Origin of the sequence: Pantoea sp. 18059 (genome assembly GCF_902706165.1) — a bacterium.
GTDB classification, from domain to species: domain Bacteria; phylum Pseudomonadota; class Gammaproteobacteria; order Enterobacterales; family Enterobacteriaceae; genus Pantoea; species Pantoea agglomerans.
Map to the genome: position 1 here is coordinate 80,643 of NZ_CACSJS010000006.1, position 20,092 is coordinate 100,734.

17 protein-coding genes are annotated in these 20,092 nt (G+C 57.4%); 8 read left to right on the forward strand and 9 right to left on the reverse strand.

Going from position 1 to position 20,092, the window contains the following annotated elements:
- Positions 1-15 precede the first annotated feature (15 nt).
- Complete coding sequence (gene hslO, locus GVJ63_RS16140; RefSeq protein WP_010671560.1) at positions 16-882, forward strand: Hsp33 family molecular chaperone HslO; 867 nt, start codon at positions 16-18, stop codon at positions 880-882.
- Positions 883-1,250: 368 nt separating this feature from the next.
- A complete protein-coding gene (gene pckA, locus GVJ63_RS16145) occupies positions 1,251-2,870 on the forward strand; it encodes a phosphoenolpyruvate carboxykinase (ATP) (protein WP_010253165.1) in 1,620 nt (539 codons plus the stop codon).
- A 39-nt stretch (positions 2,871-2,909) separates the two neighbouring features.
- On the opposite strand, the gene envZ is transcribed toward pckA, so the two are convergent.
- Positions 2,910-4,277: a two-component system sensor histidine kinase EnvZ gene (gene envZ, locus GVJ63_RS16150; RefSeq protein WP_010253168.1), complete on the reverse strand. Its 1,368-nt coding sequence runs from the start codon at positions 4,275-4,277 to the stop codon at positions 2,910-2,912.
- A complete protein-coding gene (ompR, locus tag GVJ63_RS16155; RefSeq protein WP_003853014.1) occupies positions 4,274-4,993 on the reverse strand; it encodes a two-component system response regulator OmpR in 720 nt (239 codons plus the stop codon). Before ompR ends, envZ begins: the two co-directional genes overlap by 4 nt.
- Before the next feature lie 537 nt (positions 4,994-5,530).
- Between ompR and yjbE the strand changes: the two genes are divergently transcribed.
- The 4 genes from yjbE (at position 5,531) to GVJ63_RS16175 (ending at position 10,680) form a co-directional block, all read left to right on the forward strand.
- Positions 5,531-5,779, forward strand: coding sequence for an exopolysaccharide production protein YjbE (yjbE, locus tag GVJ63_RS16160; RefSeq protein ID WP_010253177.1), 249 nt, complete (start codon positions 5,531-5,533; stop codon positions 5,777-5,779).
- A 182-nt stretch (positions 5,780-5,961) separates the two neighbouring features.
- Positions 5,962-6,435, forward strand: coding sequence for a transcription elongation factor GreB (gene greB, locus GVJ63_RS16165; protein ID WP_010253180.1), 474 nt, complete (start codon positions 5,962-5,964; stop codon positions 6,433-6,435).
- 103 nt (positions 6,436-6,538) lie between these two features.
- Positions 6,539-8,866, forward strand: coding sequence for a Tex family protein (locus tag GVJ63_RS16170; protein WP_050680521.1), 2,328 nt, complete (start codon positions 6,539-6,541; stop codon positions 8,864-8,866).
- 128 nt (positions 8,867-8,994) lie between these two features.
- Positions 8,995-10,680, forward strand: coding sequence for an alpha-amylase family glycosyl hydrolase (locus GVJ63_RS16175; RefSeq protein ID WP_010253185.1), 1,686 nt, complete (start codon positions 8,995-8,997; stop codon positions 10,678-10,680).
- On the opposite strand, the gene GVJ63_RS16180 is transcribed toward GVJ63_RS16175, so the two are convergent.
- Together GVJ63_RS16180 and bioH are read right to left on the reverse strand one after the other, a co-directional pair.
- The gene (locus GVJ63_RS16180; RefSeq protein ID WP_010671554.1) at positions 10,681-10,950 is read right to left on the reverse strand and encodes a YdgH/BhsA/McbA-like domain containing protein; all 270 of its coding nucleotides are present in this window, start codon (positions 10,948-10,950) and stop codon (positions 10,681-10,683) included. It abuts the gene before it with no gap.
- A gap of 173 nt (positions 10,951-11,123) precedes the next feature.
- The gene (gene bioH / locus GVJ63_RS16185; RefSeq protein WP_022624033.1) at positions 11,124-11,897 is read right to left on the reverse strand and encodes a pimeloyl-ACP methyl ester esterase BioH; all 774 of its coding nucleotides are present in this window, start codon (positions 11,895-11,897) and stop codon (positions 11,124-11,126) included.
- A gap of 34 nt (positions 11,898-11,931) precedes the next feature.
- On the opposite strand from bioH, the gene gntX reads away from it, so the two are divergent.
- Positions 11,932-12,612 carry a DNA utilization protein GntX gene (gntX, locus tag GVJ63_RS16190; protein ID WP_022624032.1) on the forward strand — a complete coding sequence of 227 codons (681 nt, stop codon included), beginning with the start codon at positions 11,932-11,934 and terminating at the stop codon, positions 12,610-12,612.
- A gap of 58 nt (positions 12,613-12,670) precedes the next feature.
- The gene (nfuA, locus tag GVJ63_RS16195) at positions 12,671-13,246 is read left to right on the forward strand and encodes a Fe-S biogenesis protein NfuA (protein ID WP_010253194.1); all 576 of its coding nucleotides are present in this window, start codon (positions 12,671-12,673) and stop codon (positions 13,244-13,246) included.
- A gap of 35 nt (positions 13,247-13,281) precedes the next feature.
- Here nfuA and malQ read toward each other — a convergent pair whose 3' ends face one another.
- The 5 genes from malQ to glpE all read right to left on the reverse strand — a co-directional run bounded on the left by malQ (position 13,282) and on the right by glpE (position 19,901).
- Positions 13,282-15,363, reverse strand: a complete 2,082-nt coding sequence (gene malQ, locus GVJ63_RS16200; protein ID WP_159227118.1) for a 4-alpha-glucanotransferase — start codon at positions 15,361-15,363, stop codon at positions 13,282-13,284.
- A gap of 9 nt (positions 15,364-15,372) precedes the next feature.
- Complete coding sequence (malP, locus tag GVJ63_RS16205) at positions 15,373-17,778, reverse strand: maltodextrin phosphorylase (protein ID WP_159227119.1); 2,406 nt, start codon at positions 17,776-17,778, stop codon at positions 15,373-15,375.
- A 155-nt stretch (positions 17,779-17,933) separates the two neighbouring features.
- Positions 17,934-18,692 carry a DeoR/GlpR family transcriptional regulator gene (locus tag GVJ63_RS16210; RefSeq protein ID WP_010253201.1) on the reverse strand — a complete coding sequence of 253 codons (759 nt, stop codon included), beginning with the start codon at positions 18,690-18,692 and terminating at the stop codon, positions 17,934-17,936.
- A gap of 31 nt (positions 18,693-18,723) precedes the next feature.
- Positions 18,724-19,545, reverse strand: a complete 822-nt coding sequence (gene glpG / locus GVJ63_RS16215) for a rhomboid family intramembrane serine protease GlpG (RefSeq protein WP_010671549.1) — start codon at positions 19,543-19,545, stop codon at positions 18,724-18,726.
- Positions 19,546-19,574: 29 nt separating this feature from the next.
- On the reverse strand, positions 19,575-19,901 hold the full coding sequence (gene glpE, locus GVJ63_RS16220; protein ID WP_010253207.1) for a thiosulfate sulfurtransferase GlpE: 327 nt from the start codon (positions 19,899-19,901) through the stop codon (positions 19,575-19,577).
- Between the last annotated feature and the right edge of the window lie 191 nt (positions 19,902-20,092).

The window sequence follows — 20,092 nt, forward strand, 5'->3', positions numbered from 1 at the left end:
AGTGAGAGAAAAAATATGTCAGCCCAGGATCAACTGCACCGTTATCTGTTTGAAAATGCCGCCGTGCGCGGCGAGCTGGTGAACGTCTCTGACACCTGGCGTGAAACCGTAAAGAACCATGACTATCCGGCACCGGTTAAAACGCTGCTGGGTGAGATGCTGGTCGCCACCAGCCTGCTGACTGCCACGCTGAAGTTTGATGGCGAAATCACCGTGCAATTGCAGGGTGACGGTCCGCTGTCGCTGGCGGTGATCAACGGTAACAACAACCAGGAACTGCGCGGCGTAGCGCGTATCAAAGGCGACATCCCGGACGACAGTACCCTGAAAAGCATGGTGGGCAATGGCTATCTGGTGATCACCATTTCCCCTGAAAAGGGCGAACGTTATCAGGGAGTGGTGGGACTGGAAGGTGAAACTCTGGCGGAGTGCCTGGAAGATTACTTCATGCGCTCAGAGCAGTTGCCAACGCGGCTGTTTATCCGCACCAGCGACAAAGGCGCCGCGGGTATTCTGCTGCAGGTGATGCCGGCGCAGGATACGGAGAAAGAGGTTTTCGACCATCTGGCAACGCTGACCGAAACCATTAAAACGGAAGAGCTGATCGATCTGCCTGCGAATGAAGCGCTGTGGCGTCTCTACCATCAGGAAGAGGTCACCCTCTACGATCCGCAGCCGGTGATCTACAAATGCACCTGCTCGCGTGAGCGCTGTGGCGAAGTACTGACCACGCTGCCGCAGGAAGAGGTGGATGAGATCATCGCGGAAGATGGCAAAATCGACATGCACTGCGACTATTGCGGCTCAAACTACGTGTTTGACGCTGTCGATATCGCCGGTATTCGCAGCCACTCCCTTGAGAATAATAACCAGCTTCACTGATTTATCGGGCGGCTTCTGCCGCCCCTTCCGCGCCGCCCATGCCTATCCCCATAATTTTTCAGACAAATTATCTTTTTTTACTTTCATAACATCTTTTAAACGTTCGAAACATAGCCTTAACGCGCCCTGAGTCGCATTTTTAGATCACTGCCCTTTTTCCCTTAACGCAGAAGAGTAAACTGCGCGCGATCGTGCAAACGCCCGGAAGTCAGAGGCAGATGCCCTGAATTGCCCGGTGATCTTTGCAGGCTGTCGTGACGAAGCGCAGTCGACTGTCAGTGATTTGCCGCACCCGATACAACAGCCGGTGGCACGATCCCAACCTATCTCTGCTTTGCAGAACAGACACCGATTTAAGGAGCAGTAAAATGCGCGTTAACGGCCTGACCTCGCAAGACCTTGCCGCTTTGGGCATCGTGGATACCACGGAAGTGGTTTACAACCCTGATTACGACACGCTTTTTCAGGAAGAGACGCGCCCGGACCTCGAAGGTTTTGCTCGTGGCACCCTGACGCAGAGCGGCGCGATTGCAGTAGACACCGGGATTTTCACCGGGCGATCGCCAAAGGATAAGTACATTGTGCGTGACGACACCACGCGCGATACCCTGTGGTGGAACGACCAGGGCACCGGCAAAAACGACAATCAGCCCCTGTCGCAGGAGACCTGGAACGCGCTGAAAAGCTGCGTCACCCGCCAGCTTTCCGGCAAGCGCCTGTTTGTGGTGGATGCGTTCTGTGGTGCCAATGCCGATTCCCGTCTGAGCGTACGTTTTGTCACCGAAGTGGCCTGGCAGGCACACTTCGTGAAGAACATGTTCATCCAGCCTGACGACGCTGAACTGGCCGAATTCACTCCCGACTTTGTGGTGATGAACGGCGCCAAATGTACCAATCCAGACTGGCAGGCGCAGGGTCTTCACTCTGAAAACTTTGTCGCCTTCAATCTGACTGAACGCATGCAGCTGATTGGCGGAACCTGGTACGGCGGCGAGATGAAGAAAGGTCTGTTCGCCATCATGAACTACCTGCTGCCGCTGAAAGGCATCGCCTCGATGCACTGCTCAGCAAACGTGGGTAAAGCGGGCGATGTGGCGGTCTTCTTTGGCCTCTCGGGCACCGGTAAAACCACACTTTCTACCGATCCTGACCGCCAGCTGATCGGTGACGATGAGCACGGCTGGGACGATGATGGCGTGTTTAACTTCGAGGGCGGTTGTTACGCCAAAACCATCAACCTCTCTGAGCAGGCTGAGCCGGAGATCTACCGCGCCATTCGCCGCAATGCGCTGCTGGAAAATGTGGTGGTTCGCGAAGATGGCAGCGTCGATTATGACGACGGCAGCAAAACCGAAAACACCCGCGTCTCCTATCCGATCAATCACATCGACAATATCGTGCAGCCGGTCTCAAAAGCGGGCCACGCGAAGAAAGTGATTTTCCTGACCGCCGATGCGTTTGGCGTGCTGCCGCCGGTTTCACGTCTGACGCCGGAGCAGACGCAGTATCATTTCCTGTCAGGTTTCACCGCCAAACTGGCGGGGACCGAGCGTGGCGTCACTGAGCCGACCCCCACCTTCTCCGCCTGTTTCGGCGCGGCGTTCCTGATGCTGCATCCGACGCAGTATGCGGAAGTGCTGGTGAAACGGATGGAGGCGTCCGGTGCGCAGGCTTATCTGGTCAATACCGGCTGGAACGGCAGCGGCAAACGCATCTCACTGAAGAATACCCGCGCCATTATCAATGCCATTCTGGCGGGTGAGCTGGATGATGCGCCGATGGAAACGCTGCCGATCTTTAATCTGCAGATGCCGGTTACGCTGGGCGAACTGGATAGTGATACGCTCGATCCGCGTCGTAGCTGGGAGAGTGAGGAGAAGTGGACCGCCGCCGCCGAAGGTCTGGCGCAGCGTTTTATTGATAACTTCGACAAGTACACGGATAACGCCGCAGGTGCTGCGCTGGTGAAAGCTGGCCCGCAACGCTAAAAGAAGCGGCGCGGCAATGAAACTGCCGCGCCGTTTTTATCATCCCGACACGCTGTTGCTGCCGTTGTTGTGGCTCAGCGCCATGCTTTCCACTAACGGCAACCAGGCACGAATGCGTAAACCGCCGCGTTCGCTCTCGCCAATCTCCAGCGAGCCCTGATGGGCATCGATGATACGCTGCACGATCGCCAGGCCCAGACCGGTTCCGCTGGTGCTGCGGGCGCTGTCGCCGCGCACAAAGGGCTGGAACAGATGCGCCAGCTGATCCGGCTTAATGCCAGGTCCATCATCTTCCACCTGGAACCAGGCACGATGCAGTTCCCGTCCGCTGCTGACCCTGATCCAGCCATTACCGTATCGCGCGGCATTGACCACCAGGTTAGCCAGTGCCCGTTTAATCGACAGCGGGTTGATATCCAGCATTAACTCTTCCGGCATCACCGCATTTTCGATCTCACGTTCATAGCCGCTTTCAGCGGCCACCACTTCGCCCAGCACACTGTTAAGGTCGGCGCGCTCAGTCTGCATCTCCTGACCGGTACGCAGGTAGTCGATGAACTGTTCGATAATGGCGTTGCACTCTTCGATATCTTTATTAATCGATTCGGCCAGGTAGCCATCCTGCTCGCTCATCATCTCGGTGGCGAGACGAATACGGGTCAGCGGCGTTCGCAAATCGTGGCTGACGCCCGCCATTAAGAGCGTGCGGTCATCCGCCAGCTGCTTCACCCCGGCCGCCATCTGGTTAAAGGCGCGGGTCACCGATCGCACTTCTGACGCGCCATACTCGCGCAGCGGCGGCGGAATAATCCCGCGCCCGACCTGCAGAGCGGCGTGCTCCAGATCCACCAGCGGGCGGTTCTGGATGCGGATAAACAGCCAGGCACCGCCAATCGCCAGCAGCATAATCGCCAGGGTGTAGCGGAACAGCGGCGAGAAGTCGCCCTGATGAATCTCAGTCAGCGGCACCCGCACCCAGATATCGGGCGACAGCCAGGTTTTCAGCCAGACGACGGGCGAGTTTTTGTTAACCTCAACCCGCACATCGGTGGGACCGCCAAGCTGCTGGCCCATCTGCTCGCTCAGGAATTCATAGTGCTGCGCCCATCGTAATCCGCTCTCCTCTGCTGCTGCATTGGTGTAGAGCGAGATCCCCAGTTCGCGGTAGATTTCCCGGCGAAACGCCGGTGGCACTTCCAGCTGCGTGCCATCTTCCAGCTGCAACCGGTCGGTCATCAGCATACGAACTTCGTAAGCGAGCACCTTATTGAACTGTTGCAGGCTGGGAAGAATGGCGAAGTTCAGCACCACCAGATAGGTCGTTACCAGGCTGACAAACAGCAGGGTAACGATCAGCAGCAGGGTGCGGGCAAACGAACTGCGAGGCGAGAAGCGCAGTCGCTTCATGCTTTACTGCCGTCCGGCACAAAGACGTAGCCCAGACCCCAGACGGTCTGGATATAACGCGGATGCGCAGGATCCTCTTCCACCATGCGACGCAGGCGGGAGATCTGGACGTCAATCGAACGTTCCATGGCGCTGTATTCACGGCCACGCGCCAGGTTCATCAGCTTATCGCGAGACAGCGGCTCACGCGGGTGGCTGACCAGTGCTTTCAGCACCGCAAACTCACCGCTGGTCAGTGGCATCGGCTCATCTTCACGGAACATCTCGCGGGTGCCGAGGTTAAGTTTGAACTTACCAAAGGCGATGATCGCCTCTTCCTGCGAAGGCGCGCCTGGCAGTTCATTGGCCTGACGGCGCAGCACCGCACGGATACGCGCCAGCAGCTCACGCGGGTTAAAGGGTTTAGGAATATAGTCGTCGGCGCCGATCTCCAGCCCCACGATACGATCCACCTCTTCGCCCTTGGCGGTCACCATAATAATCGGCATCGGGTTGCTCTGACTGCGCAGACGACGGCAGATAGAGAGACCATCCTCGCCTGGCAACATCAGGTCGAGCACCATCAGATGAAAGGATTCACGGGTTAACAGACGATCCATCTGCTCGGCATTAGCGACACTGCGCACCTGAAAGCCCTGCTCGGTGAGATAGCGTTCAAGCAGTGCACGCAGACGCATATCATCATCGACGACCAGAATTTTGTAGTTCTCTTGCATTTTCAACTCCCAAAGGCGCTATTGCCTGAGCCAACATTGTTAAAAAAAGATGCCTTATAGTGACAGTCATTAATGGTTTATATTCTAGCCAAAATTGTTACAAAGCATATTAAACAGGAGCTTATATTTGATTTAAGGCGATTTCGGGTCAGTTTTAACGCGTCTGGCGCTGCCCGGCCCCTGTTACGGCAAATCTGAAAAAACGGCTCTGTTTCTCTGAATCGCTGGCGTCAGAAGCGGGCCAGTTTTTATTCGATGAACGAATTCAGCAAGTTAGCAGACAATTTGACTTAATGATCAGCCATCACTGTGGATAAGCTCCAGATAATCTACCTCAACAGTAGCCAAACAGCATAATATTCCAGCAAACCTGCGTAACGCCCCACTCTCCTCTCGGATTAGTTTCAGCGGTGCCACCAGCAAGACCAGTTGAAATTAAAGTCCGTTAAATCAATCAGTAAAGCCAACTTTTCGCCTTCTCCGTTTTCAACCAGACTGCTCAGGCAACATTCGATGTCTCAACGGGGATTACACACAATGAAAAAAACAATTTTACTGCTGAGCGCGCTGGCATTAAGCAGCGTCACTCCAGCTTATGCTGCCACAGCCACCGGTGAAGCAGCTGGCGCAGCGGCAACCACCACAGCACAAGGTAACTCTAACGCCATCGGTGTTGGCGCAGTCGCAGCCCTGCTGGGCGTTGCGCTGGCCACCATGGGCGGCGGCGGCGGTGACGGTCACAGCACCGGTACATCGACCACCACGGCGACTCACGCCGGTAAATAAGTATCACGACTTCTTTTACAGCTTCAGATTACTGGCTTCAGATTGTTGTTCAGCACCAACCCTTTCGCCGCCGGGGAAGTCAACGTGGGTTTTTAGCCTTTAAAAACCCTTTCCCCGCCCTTTTTTGCCGCGCCCCCTTTGTCTTACACTGTTCCTCTTTGGATCTCTCTGGCCGGTATAGCATGAAAACCCGACTCATTACCCGCGAAGGCTTCGATAAGCTGAAAGCAGAACTCGACTATCTCTGGCGTGAAGAGCGACCGGAAGTGACAAAAAAAGTCACCTGGGCTGCCAGTCTTGGCGATCGCAGTGAAAATGCCGATTATCAGTACAACAAAAAACGGCTGCGTGAAATCGACCGTCGCGTTCGCTATCTGACCAAAAGTCTTGAACAGCTGCGTATCGTTGACTATTCACCCCAGCAGGATGGCAAAGTCTTCTTTGGCGCCTGGGTGGAAATTGAAAACGATGAGGGCGACCTAAAACGCTTCCGCATTGTGGGCTACGATGAGATTTTTGGCCGCAAAGATTACATCTCCATCGACTCGCCCATGGCGCGGGCGCTGCTGAAAAAAGAGGTCGGCGATGCCGCCACCGTCGAGACGCCAGTGGGGCCGGCACTGTGGTATATCAACGCGATTGACTACCCGCAATAACCCTTCAGATTATCGCTGAAAGCCGCCCGCGTCTCTGGCAATTTTAACCATCAATCCGTATAACTGTCGGCTATTTCTCAACCCGGAAAGCAAGACAATCCTGATGATGAAAGTTCTGAGCCAGATAATTGCCAGTGAGCTCCAGGCGCGTCCAGAGCAAGTTGACGCCGCCGTTCGCCTGCTGGATGAAGGGAATACCGTGCCGTTTATCGCACGCTATCGTAAAGAGGTCACCGGCGGGCTGGATGATACCCAGTTGCGCCAGCTGGAAACCCGCCTCAGCTATCTGCGTGAACTTGAAGAGCGACGCCAGTCGATTCTGAAGTCGATTGACGATCAGGGGAAACTCACTGACGACCTCGCCCGCGCGATCAACACCACCCTCAGCAAAACCGAGCTTGAAGACCTCTACCTGCCCTACAAACAGAAACGCCGGACGCGTGGACAGATCGCTATCGAAGCGGGTCTGGAGCCGCTGGCGGAGACGCTGTGGCAGGAGCCGTCTCACATTCCTGAGCAGCTTGCCGAACAGTATGTCGATGCCGACAAAGGCGTCGCCGACGTCCGTGCCGCGCTGGATGGTGCCCGCTACATTCTGATGGAGCGTTTCGCTGAAGATGCCGCGCTGCTGGCGAAGGTGCGTAATTACCTGTGGAAAAATGCCCATCTGGTGTCACGCGTGGTGGAAGGCAAAGAGGAAGCGGGCGCGAAGTTCCGCGACTACTTTGATCACCATGAAGCGCTGAGCGGCGTGCCGTCGCACCGTGCGCTGGCGATGCTGCGTGGCCGCAACGAAGGCGTGCTGCAACTGTCGCTGAATGCCGATCCACAGTTTGATGAAGCACCGCGTGAAAGCCACGGCGAAACGCTGATTGCTGAGCACCTGAACCTGCGCCTGAATAACGCTCCTGCCGACAGCTGGCGTAAAGCGGTGGTGAGCTGGACGTGGCGCATCAAGGTGATGCTGCATCTGGAAACGGAGCTGATGGGCACGGTGCGCGAACGCGCAGAAGATGAAGCGATTAACGTCTTTGCCCGCAACCTGCACGATCTGCTGATGGCCGCTCCCGCCGGTATGCGCGCCACCATGGGGCTGGACCCAGGCCTGCGCACCGGTGTCAAAGTGGCGGTGGTCGATGCCACCGGCAAGGTCGTCGCGACCGATACCGTCTATCCGCATACCGGCCAGACCGCGAAAGCCGCGGCCGCCGTAGCGGCACTCTGCATTAAGCATCAGGTTGAGCTGGTGGCGATTGGCAACGGCACCGCTTCACGTGAAACTGAGCGCTTCTTCCTGGATCTGCAGCAGCAGTTCCCGCAGGTCACGGCGCAAAAAGTGATTGTCAGTGAAGCTGGCGCATCTGTCTATTCGGCCTCTGAACTGGCGGCGCTGGAGTTCCCGGATCTCGATGTTTCGCTGCGCGGCGCGGTGTCGATTGCCCGACGTTTGCAGGATCCGCTGGCTGAGCTGGTGAAAATCGACCCGAAATCGATCGGTGTGGGTCAGTATCAGCATGACGTCAGTCAGAGCCAGCTGGCGAAGAAACTCGACGCGGTAGTGGAAGATTGCGTGAATGCCGTCGGCGTTGACCTCAACACCGCCTCGGTGCCGCTGCTGACCCGCGTGGCGGGCCTGACGCGCATGATGGCGCAGAATATTGTCGGCTGGCGTGATGAGCATGGCCGCTTCCAGAACCGTCAGCAGTTGCTGAAAGTGAGCCGCCTTGGGCCAAAAGCCTTTGAGCAGTGTGCGGGCTTCCTGCGCATCAACCATGGCGATAACCCGCTGGATGCCTCGACTGTGCATCCGGAAGCCTACCCGGTGGTGGAGCGCATCCTGGCCGCCACCGAGCAGGCACTGAGCGATCTGATGGGCAACGCAGGCAGCCTGCGTAATCTCAGCGCCCGCGATTTCATTGATGAACGTTTTGGTCTGCCGACCGTCACCGACATCATGAAAGAGCTTGAGAAGCCGGGCCGCGATCCGCGTCCTGAGTTTAAAACCGCACAGTTCGCTGAAGGCGTAGAGACGCTGAACGATCTGACGCCGGGCATGATCCTCGAAGGTGCCGTCACTAACGTGACCAACTTCGGTGCATTTGTGGATATCGGCGTGCATCAGGATGGCCTGGTGCATATCTCTTCGCTCTCCGATCGCTTCGTGGAAGATCCGCATCAGGTGGTGAAAGCGGGCGATATCGTCAAAGTGAAAGTGATGGAGGTCGATCTCCAGCGCAAGCGTATTGCCCTGACCATGCGTCTTGATGAGCAGCCAGGCGAAGGCAATGCCCGTGGTGGCGCGAAAAACGCTGCTCCGCGCGAGGAGAAACGTCAGAACAACGCGAAAGGTCGTCCGCGTCCGGTCAGCTCGTCAGCAGGTAACAGTGCGATGGGTGATGCGCTGGCTGCGGCTTTCGGTAAAAAACGCTAAGCTTTTCAGGGGGCCACTGCCTGGCCCCCTCTTCACACCCTTCTCCCCGGTTGAAAATCCCCGCCATCGCGCTACGCTAAAAAGACGCCTGTCATAAAAACAACACCTGCTGTGGCACCCAATTCACGATGGAAACGATCACCGATCTGATTGATAAGATTTATGCTGGCACATTTCCGGAGGCGACCTTTGCGCGCCTGCTGGCTGACATCGCCACCGCCCGCGAGGCCATTAAGCTGCCGCGCAAGGCACACTGGGATGAGCAGGATGTGGTGCTGATCACCTATGCCGATCAGTTTCGCGAAGCCGATAAACCCACGCTCAGCACCTTTTCCCGGTTCTATCAGCAGCACCTGCAATCCACGTTTCCGCTGGTTCACCTGCTGCCCTTTTTCCCCTGGTCGTCCGATGACGGCTTTTCGGTGATTGATTACCATCAGGTCGATCCGCTGTGCGGCGACTGGCAGGACATTGCGCGGCTGCATCAGGAAACCCGGCTGATGTTCGATTTTGTCTGCAACCATATGTCGGCACACAGCGCCTGGTTCAGCCACTTCCTGGCGCAGGATCCCGGCTGGGACGATTTCTTTATCAGTATGCCGCCCGCCACCGATCTCAGCGCCGTGACGCGTCCGCGCACCTCGCCGCTGCTGACGCCGTTTAAAATGGCGGATGGCGAAACCCGCTTTATCTGGACCACCTTCAGCGCTGACCAGATCGACCTCAACTTTGCCAATCCTGAGGTGCTGCTGCGCATGGTCAATGTGCTGCTCGATTACCTGAAACGCGGCGCTGACTATGTGCGTCTCGATGCGGTCGGCTACATGTGGAAAACGCCCGGCACGCGCTGTATTCATCTGGAAAAGACTCATCAGCTGGTGAAGCTGTTTCGCGCTATTGCCGACCAGGTTGCGCCTGGCACGGTGATTATCACCGAGACTAACGTGCCGCATCAGGACAACATCAGCTATCTGGGCAACGGGCACGATGAGGCGCAGATGGTCTATCAGTTTTCACTGCCGCCGCTGGTACTGCATGCGATTCACACCGGCTCGGCGCGCGCACTGCGGCAGTGGGCGAGCGCTCTGGATCTCAGCAGCAACGACACCACCTTTTTCAACTTTCTGGCGTCACACGACGGCATCGGCCTTAATCCGGCGCGCGGCATTTTGTCTGAAGTAGAGATTGTGGCGCTGGTGCGCGATCTGGCGCTGGAAGGCGCGCTGGTCTCCTATAAAAACAACCCTGACGGCACCACCAGCCCCTATGAAATCAACGTCACCTATCTGGATGCGCTCAACCGTGAAGATGACGATGACGCCACGCGGCTGAAACGTTTTTTGCTGGCCCATGCGATTCTGCTGGTCTTTCCCGGCGTGCCTGCCATCTATATCCAGAGCATTCTGGGTGGTCGTAACCATTACGATGGCGTGCGCGCCGCCGGACACAACCGGGCGATTAATCGGCAGAAGTATGATTTACAGCAGATTGAGGGAGATCTGGCGGGCGGTAACTGGCTGCGCCAGCAGGTCTATACCCGGCTCGGGCAACTGATTCAGCTGCGTCGTCGTCAGCCTGCGTTTCACCCGGATAATCCGATGACGCTTTATGAGAGCGAAAATGCCGTGCTGGTGCTCAGACGTCATCAGCCAGAAAGCGGCGACGGGCTGCTGTGCGTGTTTAATCTCAGTGGACGGTCAGTGGAGACGCAATTACCGGTGGCGCATACGTTGCAGGATGTGGTGAGCGGAGAGAAAATTGATGGCACCCAGCCGGTTAAGCTGGATGCCTGGCAGTTCATGTGGCTACGTTAATTACTTGTAGACTTCAGCCGTTGCGCTGAATTTACCGTGTTCGCGGCCTGCGATCACGCGGTAATATTTACCGCCCTTTTCGTCAGCGAGCTTCGACAACACTTTCTTAGCATCCATTGGCGAGGTGGTTTCCGCCGTGGTGTTAACGTTGCCGATCTTTTGCAGGTTCATTGTTTTAACTTCTTCCTGGGTGACTTCTTTCGCTGCCATCGCAGAAAATGAAATCGCGCCCATCATCATTGAAGCCACAACCCATTTAAAAACCTTCATTATGTTTACCCTCATTCATGATCCATTGTGAGATGTAAGCAGCCGCTAAACGCGTAAGGCAGTATGGAACGGCATAGTCATTTCCATGACTAATCACATAAAATTGCAACGGCCTCGCTCACAGAGAGAAGTATTGCTGCTGTCTGCGATTTTGCCAGTTCAAAGCGTCATTATCACGGCAGATTACTGATAAAATTAACAATATGCAGGCAAAAGCGCTCAGGATGGGAAATAAAAGGCGCATGTGCGGCTTTTTCGATAACCACTGAGGGCGATGCTGGCAACATTTCATCTATCTCCGCCGCAATCCGGCGCGGCACCAGTCCATCTAACGCGCCATAGAGTCGCAGGAACGGCAGCGTAATCTGCGGTAACGCGTCGCGCAGATCGACCTGGCGCAGAATATCCAGTCCGCCATCCAGCACCGCCACTTCCGGCATCGGCTGCGACAGCACCACCTCTTTCAGCTGCCGCGCATCGGCGCGAGCCGTTTCGGTACCCAGCGTCTGCAGCGCCAGAAAGCGCTCCACCGTGCGCTGGAAATCGTTGCTGAGCATCTGCTGAAAGTTCTGCAGCGTCTCCGGTTTAATGCCGGGCCAGCTCTCTGTGGCGGTGAAACAGGGCGACGAGGCAACGGTGATCAGTGCAGCCAGTTTTTCTGGCGCACTCAGCGCCAGCTGCGTCGCCACCAGTCCGCCCAGCGACCAGCCCACCACAATCGACTGCGGTGGCAGCGCAGGCAGCAATTGCGCTGCCATCTGCTCCAGCGTCAGCGCACCGAAATGCTGGCTGCGGCCATAGCCGGGCAGATCGACCAGATGCAGGCGATAGTGCGCACTGAGTCGCGGAATGATGCTTTGCCAGACTTCGGCATTCAGTCCCCATCCGTGCAGCAGCACAAGATCGCGTTTTCCTTCTCCGCAGGTGTGCCAGTAGAGCGACGTCATCAGTTACTATCCCGAAAATGATAAGGAGGTCGCTATGCTAGCAATGCCTGCCCTGTGTTGGCTATGCCGGATGCCGTTGCGGATAGCCCGGCACGGCATCTGCAGCTTATGTCTGCGCGGATTACCGCCGTTACCGCTGCTCTGTCCACGCTGCGGATTGCCGGCAGGTTCAGCAAAGGTCGCCTGCGGCCGCTGCCAGCTTAAACCGCCCGCCTGGCAGGCGCTGGTCTGCGTCAATGACTATTGTCCGCCGTTCAGCCAGTGGGTTAACCAGCTTAAATTTTCTCACATAACCGCACTCAGGGTGATGCTGGCGCGGCTGCTTTTGCTAAGCTGGCTTAATGTTTACCGGCGTGGCAGTGTGCCGCGTCCCGATCTGCTGCTGCCGGTTCCGCTGCATCGGCGACGACGCTGGCAGCGTGGCTTTAATCAGACGGTACTGCTGGCCGCACCGCTGGCGCACTGGCTGGGATGTGAATGGCGCGAAGGTCTTTCCCGCAAGCGCGGGGGCGCATTACAGCATCAGCTCAGCGCCCGCCAGCGCCGCACCAACTTACGGGGTGCTTTCTGCCTTGAAATGGTGGTGCAGGGACGCCATATCGCTCTGCTGGATGACGTCATTACCACCGGCAGTACGGTAGATGAAATCAGCCGCCTGTTAATGGCCCAGGGTGCCGCCAGCGTGCAGGTCTGGTGCCTGTGCCGTACCTTGTAGAGCGTCTTTGATGGGCGTATTATAACCAACTAAATTAGTCAACTATTGAGCAATCGACATGATCCGAATTACTGACTCTGCCCAGGAACATTTTTCTAAACTGCTATCCAAACAAGAAGATGGCACCCAGATTCGCGTATTCGTGATTAACCCGGGTACGCCAACAGCCGAGTGTGGCGTCTCTTACTGTCCGCCCGATGCCGTTGAAGCTACTGACACCGAACTGAAGTTCGAAAAGCTCTCTGCTTACGTTGATGAACTGAGCAAGCCGTATCTGGAAGATGCTGAAATTGACTTCGTTACCGACAATCTTGGTTCACAGCTGACGCTGAAAGCGCCGAATGCCAAAATGCGTAAAGTCTCTGATGATGCGCCAATGGTTGAGCGCGTTGAGTATCTGCTTCAGGCGCAGATCAACCCACAGCTGGCCGGCCATGGCGGTCGCGTGTCGCTGATGGAGATCACCGATGAGGGCTACGCCATTCTGCAGTTTGGCGGCGGCTGTAACGGCTGTTCGATGATCGACGTGACCCTGAAAGATGGTATCGAGAAAGAGCTGCTGGCCGCCTTCCCGGAACTCAAAGGCGTGCGGGATATTACTGAGCATCAGCGCGGTGAACACTCGTTCTACTGATGATTAAGCGCGGCAGCCTGGCTGCCGCGCTTCTGTTATTGCCCTTTCTGTCCTGACTGACGCTGCTGGCTGACCACCTTCAGCAGTGCATTCACTTCCTTGTCCGCAAAGATCTCCTCCAGCGTTTTGCTCAGCTTGCGTCGCCAGTTAGGGTACTGATCCACCGTGCCCGGGACGTTGACCGGCGTGGTCATGCCAAGCCAGTCCTCAGGCTGCAGGCCAAGCAGCGCACTGTCGGTATCCGCCAGGAAGCGATGTATTGCCCGATTCAGCGCAGGCGTCATGGTGAGCTTCTCTGCCTTCTTCTGGCTGCGTGCCGGTAAGGCGCCCGCCTGATGAAGCGCATCCAGCAGCGCCTGCTTCTGCGCGGCGCGCTGCTGATGTAACGCTTTCACCGCATCGCCCGGATAGAGGCCAATCTTCTCACCCAGCGCCAGGTCGCCCTGCTCCCAGAAGCCGGTCAGCGTAGGCAGATCATGCGTGCTGGCGCTGGCGATAGACTGGCGCGGATAGTCCTGCGGCGCGCGATAGCGCTCATCCTTCTCCTGCTCAAACCAGAGCACCTTCCATGAAAAGACGCCACTTTTACGCAGCAGGCTGACAATCTCCTGGGGGACGGTGCCCAGGTCTTCGCCAATCACCATGCAGCGCAGCCGGTGGCTCTCCAGCGCCAGGATAGCCAGCAGATCGTTGACCGGATAGGCCACATAGGCGCCTTTATCCGCCGTCTCCCCGGCAGGCACCCACCACAGACGCAGCAGTGACATCACGTGATCGATGCGCAACGCGCCGCAGTCGCGCATATTGGCGCGCAGCATGTCGATAAATGGCTGGTAGCCGCGCGCCTTCATTACATGCGGATCCATCGGCGGTAAGCCCCAGTTTTGTCCCAGCGGACCGAGACGGTCAGGCGGCGCACCCACCGAGGCCTTGAGGCGGTAAAGCTCCGGGTCGTGCCAGGTTTCCGCGCTGCCTTCCGCCACGCCCACAGCCAGGTCACGATAGAGTCCGACGCTCATGCCCAGCGCCTGACTGTGCGTCCAGCAGCCAGAGAACTGCTGCTGCGCCAGCCATTGCAGCCACTGCCAGAAGGCGATCTCCTCTTCATGCTGTTCACACCACTGCTGCACCTCCGGCAACTGGCTGTTGCGCCACGCTTCCGGCCACGCAGGCCAGCCGCCCTGCTGCGCCTTGTCTGCCCGCCGCTCCAGCTGTATGCCGTCGTAGGCGGCCTGATAACGCAGGCTGTCGCCGCCTTCATGCACAAAGGCCGCCCAGGATTGATGCTCTTCGCTCTGGCTGTCTCGCGTCTGAAAGTGTGCCCAGGCGTGCCGCAGCGCAGCGAGCTTAAGCGCCATTACGGCCTCGTAGTCAACCAGCTCCGCCTCACGCGCTTTGGTCAGCGCCTTCCGGGTTCTGGCGCTGTTCCACCACTTCTGTGCCGCCGCGCTTTGCTGAAAATCGGCCACCTGACTGACGTCGATATAGATTACGTTCAGCCAGCGGCGCGACGACGGGCTGTACGGACTGGCGAAACCGGCGCTGGCGGGATAGAGCGCATGCAGCGGATTCAGCCCGACGAAATCGCCACCGCGTTCAGCCAGCTGCACCAACAGCTGGTCGAGATCGCCGAAGTCGCCGATGCCCCAGTTCTGTTCAGAGCGCACGGTATAGAGCTGCACCAGCGCACCCCAGCGTTTTTCCCCCGCTTCCAGCGCCGGAGGCAGATAGCAGCGGCGCGGCGCGACGATAATCCGCGTCTGCCAGCTTTTTTTGCCCTTACTGAGTGTGAGCTGGTGGTACCCCTGCGCCAGCGGGCCAGGCAGCGTAAAAGGCTCACCGGCGGTTAACTCGCCGCTGTGCTGTTTGCCGTTTTCAGTCTGCAACTGCCAGCGGTAAACGCCGCTGCCCTGTGGCGTCAGCTGTCGCTTGCCACTGCCGCTGAACACCGCGACCGGCGGCAGCGGCGATTTTTTTGCGTCCTGCGGATCGTCCATCACCGCCAGCAGCGCCTGCAGGGTCTCATCGCTGATCGCCTCTTTCTCGCCATTGACGTTGATGTAGTCCAGTGAAATTCCCGCGGCACGGGCGGCCTGATCGAGTGAATGTTGCTTCATTGCTGCTCCTTAGCGCGGTGCCTGCCAGATACGTTGCTGATAGTCACGAATTGACCGGTCCGAACTGAACATGCCGGTTCGTGCCGTATTGAGGATGGCGGCGCGGGTCCAGCCTTCCGGGTCGCGCCACAGGGCTTCCACCCGTTGCTGCGCCTCGATGTAGGCCTGGAAATCGGCCAGCACCAGCCAGGGATCGCCATGTTTCGTCAGGCTCTCCAGCATCAGGTCAAACGCATGTTTATCCCCGTTGCTGAATTTGCCCTTCTCCAGCGATTTCAGTAGATCGTCCAGCGGCTTGTTCTGCTTACGCACCTTTTTCGGGTTATAGCCTTTCGCCTTGAGCGCTTTGACCTCATCCACGGTGTGACCAAAGATAAAGATATTCTCCTCACCCACCTGTTCGGCAATCTCGACATTGGCGCCATCCAGCGTGCCAATCGTCAGCGCACCGTTCAATGCCAGCTTCATGTTGCCGGTGCCGGAAGCTTCATATCCGGCGGTGGAGATCTGCTCTGAGAGATCGGCCGCCGGGATCATCAGTTCGGCCACGGTGATGCGGTAGTCCGGGATAAACACCACTTTAAGTCGGTCACCGACGCGTGGATCGTTGTTCACCACCTCCGCCACCTTGTTAATGGCGTAAATGATATTTTTGGCGAGGTAATAACCCGGCGCGGCTTTGGCACCGAACAGGAACACCCGTGGCGTAAAGGTGACATCCTCCGGGTTATGACAGAGCTTCTGATAGCAGTAGAGGATATGCAGCAGGCTGAGGTGCTGGCGCTTGTACTCATGCAGCCGTTTGATCTGCACATCGAACAGCGCGGCCGGGTTCACGATAATCCCCGTGTGGCGGGCGATATACTCCGTAAGCTGCGCTTTATTTTGCTGTTTGATGCTGCGATAGCGCTGACGAAACGCCTGATCGTCGGCATAGGCCTCCAGACCGCTTAACGCCTCAAGGTTATTGGCCCACTCGGTTTTCAGCGTCTCATCAATCAGCCCGGCCAGCGCCGGATTACACTGCTTCAGCCAGCGGCGCGGTGTGATGCCGTTGGTGACGTTGTGGAATTTCTGCGGCCAGAGCTGGTGATATTCCGGGAAAAGATCGCTGACCACCAGGCTTGAGTGCAGCGCCGCCACACCGTTGACCGCAAACCCGCTGACGACGCAGAGATTCGCCATCCGCACCTGACCGTCAGCGACCACCGCCAGCTTGTGCCACATCGCTTTGTCATCCGGCCAGCGCTGCTTCACCTGCTTTTTCAGCCGCTGGTTGATCTCTTTGATGATCAGCATATGGCGCGGCAGCAGACTGCGCATCAGCTTCTCATCCCAGCGCTCCAGCGCCTCCGGCATCAGCGTGTGGTTGGTGTAGGCAAACAACCGGCTGGTGATCTGCCATGCCTCATCCCAGCTCAGCTGATGCTCATCCAGCAACACGCGCAGCATCTCCGGGATGGCGATGGTGGGATGTGTATCGTTGAGCTGAATCACTTCGAAGTCAGGCAGGCTGTGAATGCTGCGTCCCGCCAGATGGTGACGACGCAGGATATCCGCCACCGCACAGGCGCACTGGAAATATTGCTGCATCAGGCGCAGCCGCTTGCCGGCCTGATGGTTGTCATTGGGATAGAGCACTTTGGTCAGTTTTGCCGCCTCGATGCCCGGCTGCTCCGCCTGCAGAAAATTGCCGTCATTGAACGCCGTAAGATTAAACGGATGCGCACTCACTGCCTGCCACAGACGCAGCGGCAGCGTCACGCCGTTGCGGTAGCCGGTCACCGGCAAATCCCAGGCCTCGCCGCGCAGCGCAAAATCGGGCAGCCAGCGTACACCGCCGTTTTCCTGCTTTTCTACCCGGCCCCCCATCGCGACTTCCACATCCAGCGCCGCGTTGTGGCGGAACCAGGGATAGCGCTCACGCTGCCAGTCATCGGGCGCTTCAATCTGCTGACCATCATCGAAAGACTGGCGGAACAGGCCATACTGGTAGTTCAGTCCGTGGCCGGTGGCGGACTGCCCCACCGTTGCCATCGAATCCATGTAGCAGGCGGCCAGTCGTCCCAGCCCGCCGTTGCCCAGCGCCGGATCGACCTCCTGCTCCAGCAGTTCCGTTAAATCGAACTCGTGCTCAGCCAGCGCCGCTTTGACGTCGTTATACCAGCCGAAATTGAGCAGGTTGTTGCCGGTCAGACGGCCAATCAGAAACTCCATCGAGAGGTAATTAACGTGACGCTGCTGCACAGCCGGACGCGGTGCCGGTTGTGCGTCCAGTAGCTCCGCCAGCGCCGCGCTGACCGCCTGCCACGCCTGGTGCGGGGTCATCTGCTGGGCGGAACGGAGACTTAACTGTTGCCACTGGCGGGTAAAGGCGGCATTAAAACGGGCTTTATTAAATTTTTGCTGCGGCATATCACTCCCTTCTGTTACGCAATGAGGTGAAGCAAAAATAGAAAGCGCACGGGCTGGCAACCGGGTGCCAGCAACCGTTAAGTAAAGACGGGAGTGAGGAAAAAAGCGACAGCAATCAAAGAAAAACGCCAGCCGGGAGGCTGGCGTGGCAGGAATCAGCAGAGTTCGAGGTGAACCTCATGCTGCTCAATCACCTTCATTACGCTGGCAGGCGGCGTTTTGTCCGTGTAGAGGTAGTCAAGCAGACTCATGTTGCCGAGGTTGACCATGGCGTTACGGCCAAACTTCGAGTGATCCACCACCAGCATCACGCAGCGTGAATTTTCAATGATGGCGCGCTTGGTGCGGACTTCGTGATAGTCAAACTCCAGCAGCGAACCATCCATATCGATGCCGCTGATCCCCAGAATGCCGTAGTCGAGCCGGAACTGAGAAATGAAGTCGAGCGTCGCTTCACCCATTACCGCGCCATCACGGGTCCGCACTTCACCGCCCGCGATAATGACCCGGAAATCGGGTTTATCCATCAGCAGCATGGCGACGTTAAGGTTATTGGTGACCACGCGCAAATCGCTGTGGTTGAGCAGCGCATGCGCCACCGCTTCCGGCGTGGTGCCGATATCGATAAACAGCGTGGCACCATCCGGGATCTGGCTGGCCACGCGCTGGGCAATCCGCGCTTTTTCCGCTGACCACATCATTTTACGGTCGTGCCAGGCGGTATTCTCAGAGCTGGAGGGAAGCGCCGCGCCGCCGTGGTGACGCTGAATTTTGTTCTGATCGGCCAGATCGTTGAGATCGCGACGAATGGTTTGCGGGCTGACCTCAAAATGATCCACCAGCTCCTCAGTACTGACATATCCCTGACGACGGACTAAATCGATAATCGCGTCATGACGTTGCGTCTGCTTCACGTTCCTCTCCTGTTAACCCGCATAATCCTGTCTAACGACGCGTGACTTTACGCGTATCCACCAGCGCCATCGCCAGTCCGACCACCAGACCGGCGACGTGCGCCGCGTTGGCAATAGCCAGACCAAAGACGCCAAACCAGCCAATCACCAGCCAGACCAGCGCAAAACCGATCAATCCCCGTTCAAGATAGACGCCGCTGTCGGGATCGCGCTCCCCGCGCAGCCAGCAGTAACCCATCAGGGCATAGACCACGCCCGACAGGCCACCAAACCAGATGCCGCTGAACTTCGCCTGCAGCCAGCCGCTGAGCAGAGCCGAAATCAGCAGGATGACAAAGAGTTTGCCGCTGCCAAGTCGCTTCTCAACCGCGCCGCCCAGATACCACCACCACATCAGATTAAACAGAATGTGCAGCAGTGAAAAGTGCAGCAGCGCATGGCTGAACCAGCGCCAGACCTGAAGATGCTGATCGGCATCCGGCCAGGAGAGCCAGGCCATCACGGTGCGATCGCCCATGACCTGCATCAGAATAAATATCGCGATACAGAGCACCATCAGCGTCATGGTCAGCGGACCGGCACGCTCACGGATATTCGCCCAGATATTGCTGCGCTCATAGCGCAGGCCACTGTCGGTTTTTCCGCTGTGCCAGCTGGCGGCCTGATAACGCGGATGGTTAGGGTCGTGCAAAAACTGCTGAAGTTCGTTTTCGACCAGTGAAATCTTGCTCTCATCATCCAGCATGATGACGTAGTGATTTTCATGCTCAATACGCAGCGTGATGCCCCGCGTCGCCATGTAGTCAACAAAGGCCTGCGCCATGCGGGGCTGATTAAATTGAGTAATGCGCATCAGTAACTCTCCATGTGACGAGCGGCAATCTATTCGCTGCCGAGGGCAACCTGCTGAGGAAAGGCAGCACGCCAGGCATCAAAGCCGCCATCAATGCTGTACGCCGCGCTGAAGCCCTGTCCCAGCAGATATTGTGCCGCGCTTTTGCTGCTGTTGCCGTGATAGCACATCACCAGCACCGGCAGGCTGTGATCGGCGCCGCTGACAAAATCGCTGAGGTTGCTGTTGGTCAGATGCAACGCACCCGCCGCATGACCCAGGGCATAACTTTGCGGATCGCGGATATCTACCAGCAGCGCACCCTGCGCCAGACGCGCCTGCGCCTGCTGCACATCAATACATTCGAACGTTTCCATGGGATCTCTCATAACAGCGTCACAATAGCGCGTAGTGTAACCCGAGAATCCACGCCGATAACCTGACAATCGTTACGGCTATCGGTTTTTTTGGTGGGCAGAATGTTAGCTATATCACGCAAAAATGTTTTTACCTGGTTAAAAGCTGGCGTCAATGTTGGTTTGCGATTATGATTATGCTCGAAAACGAA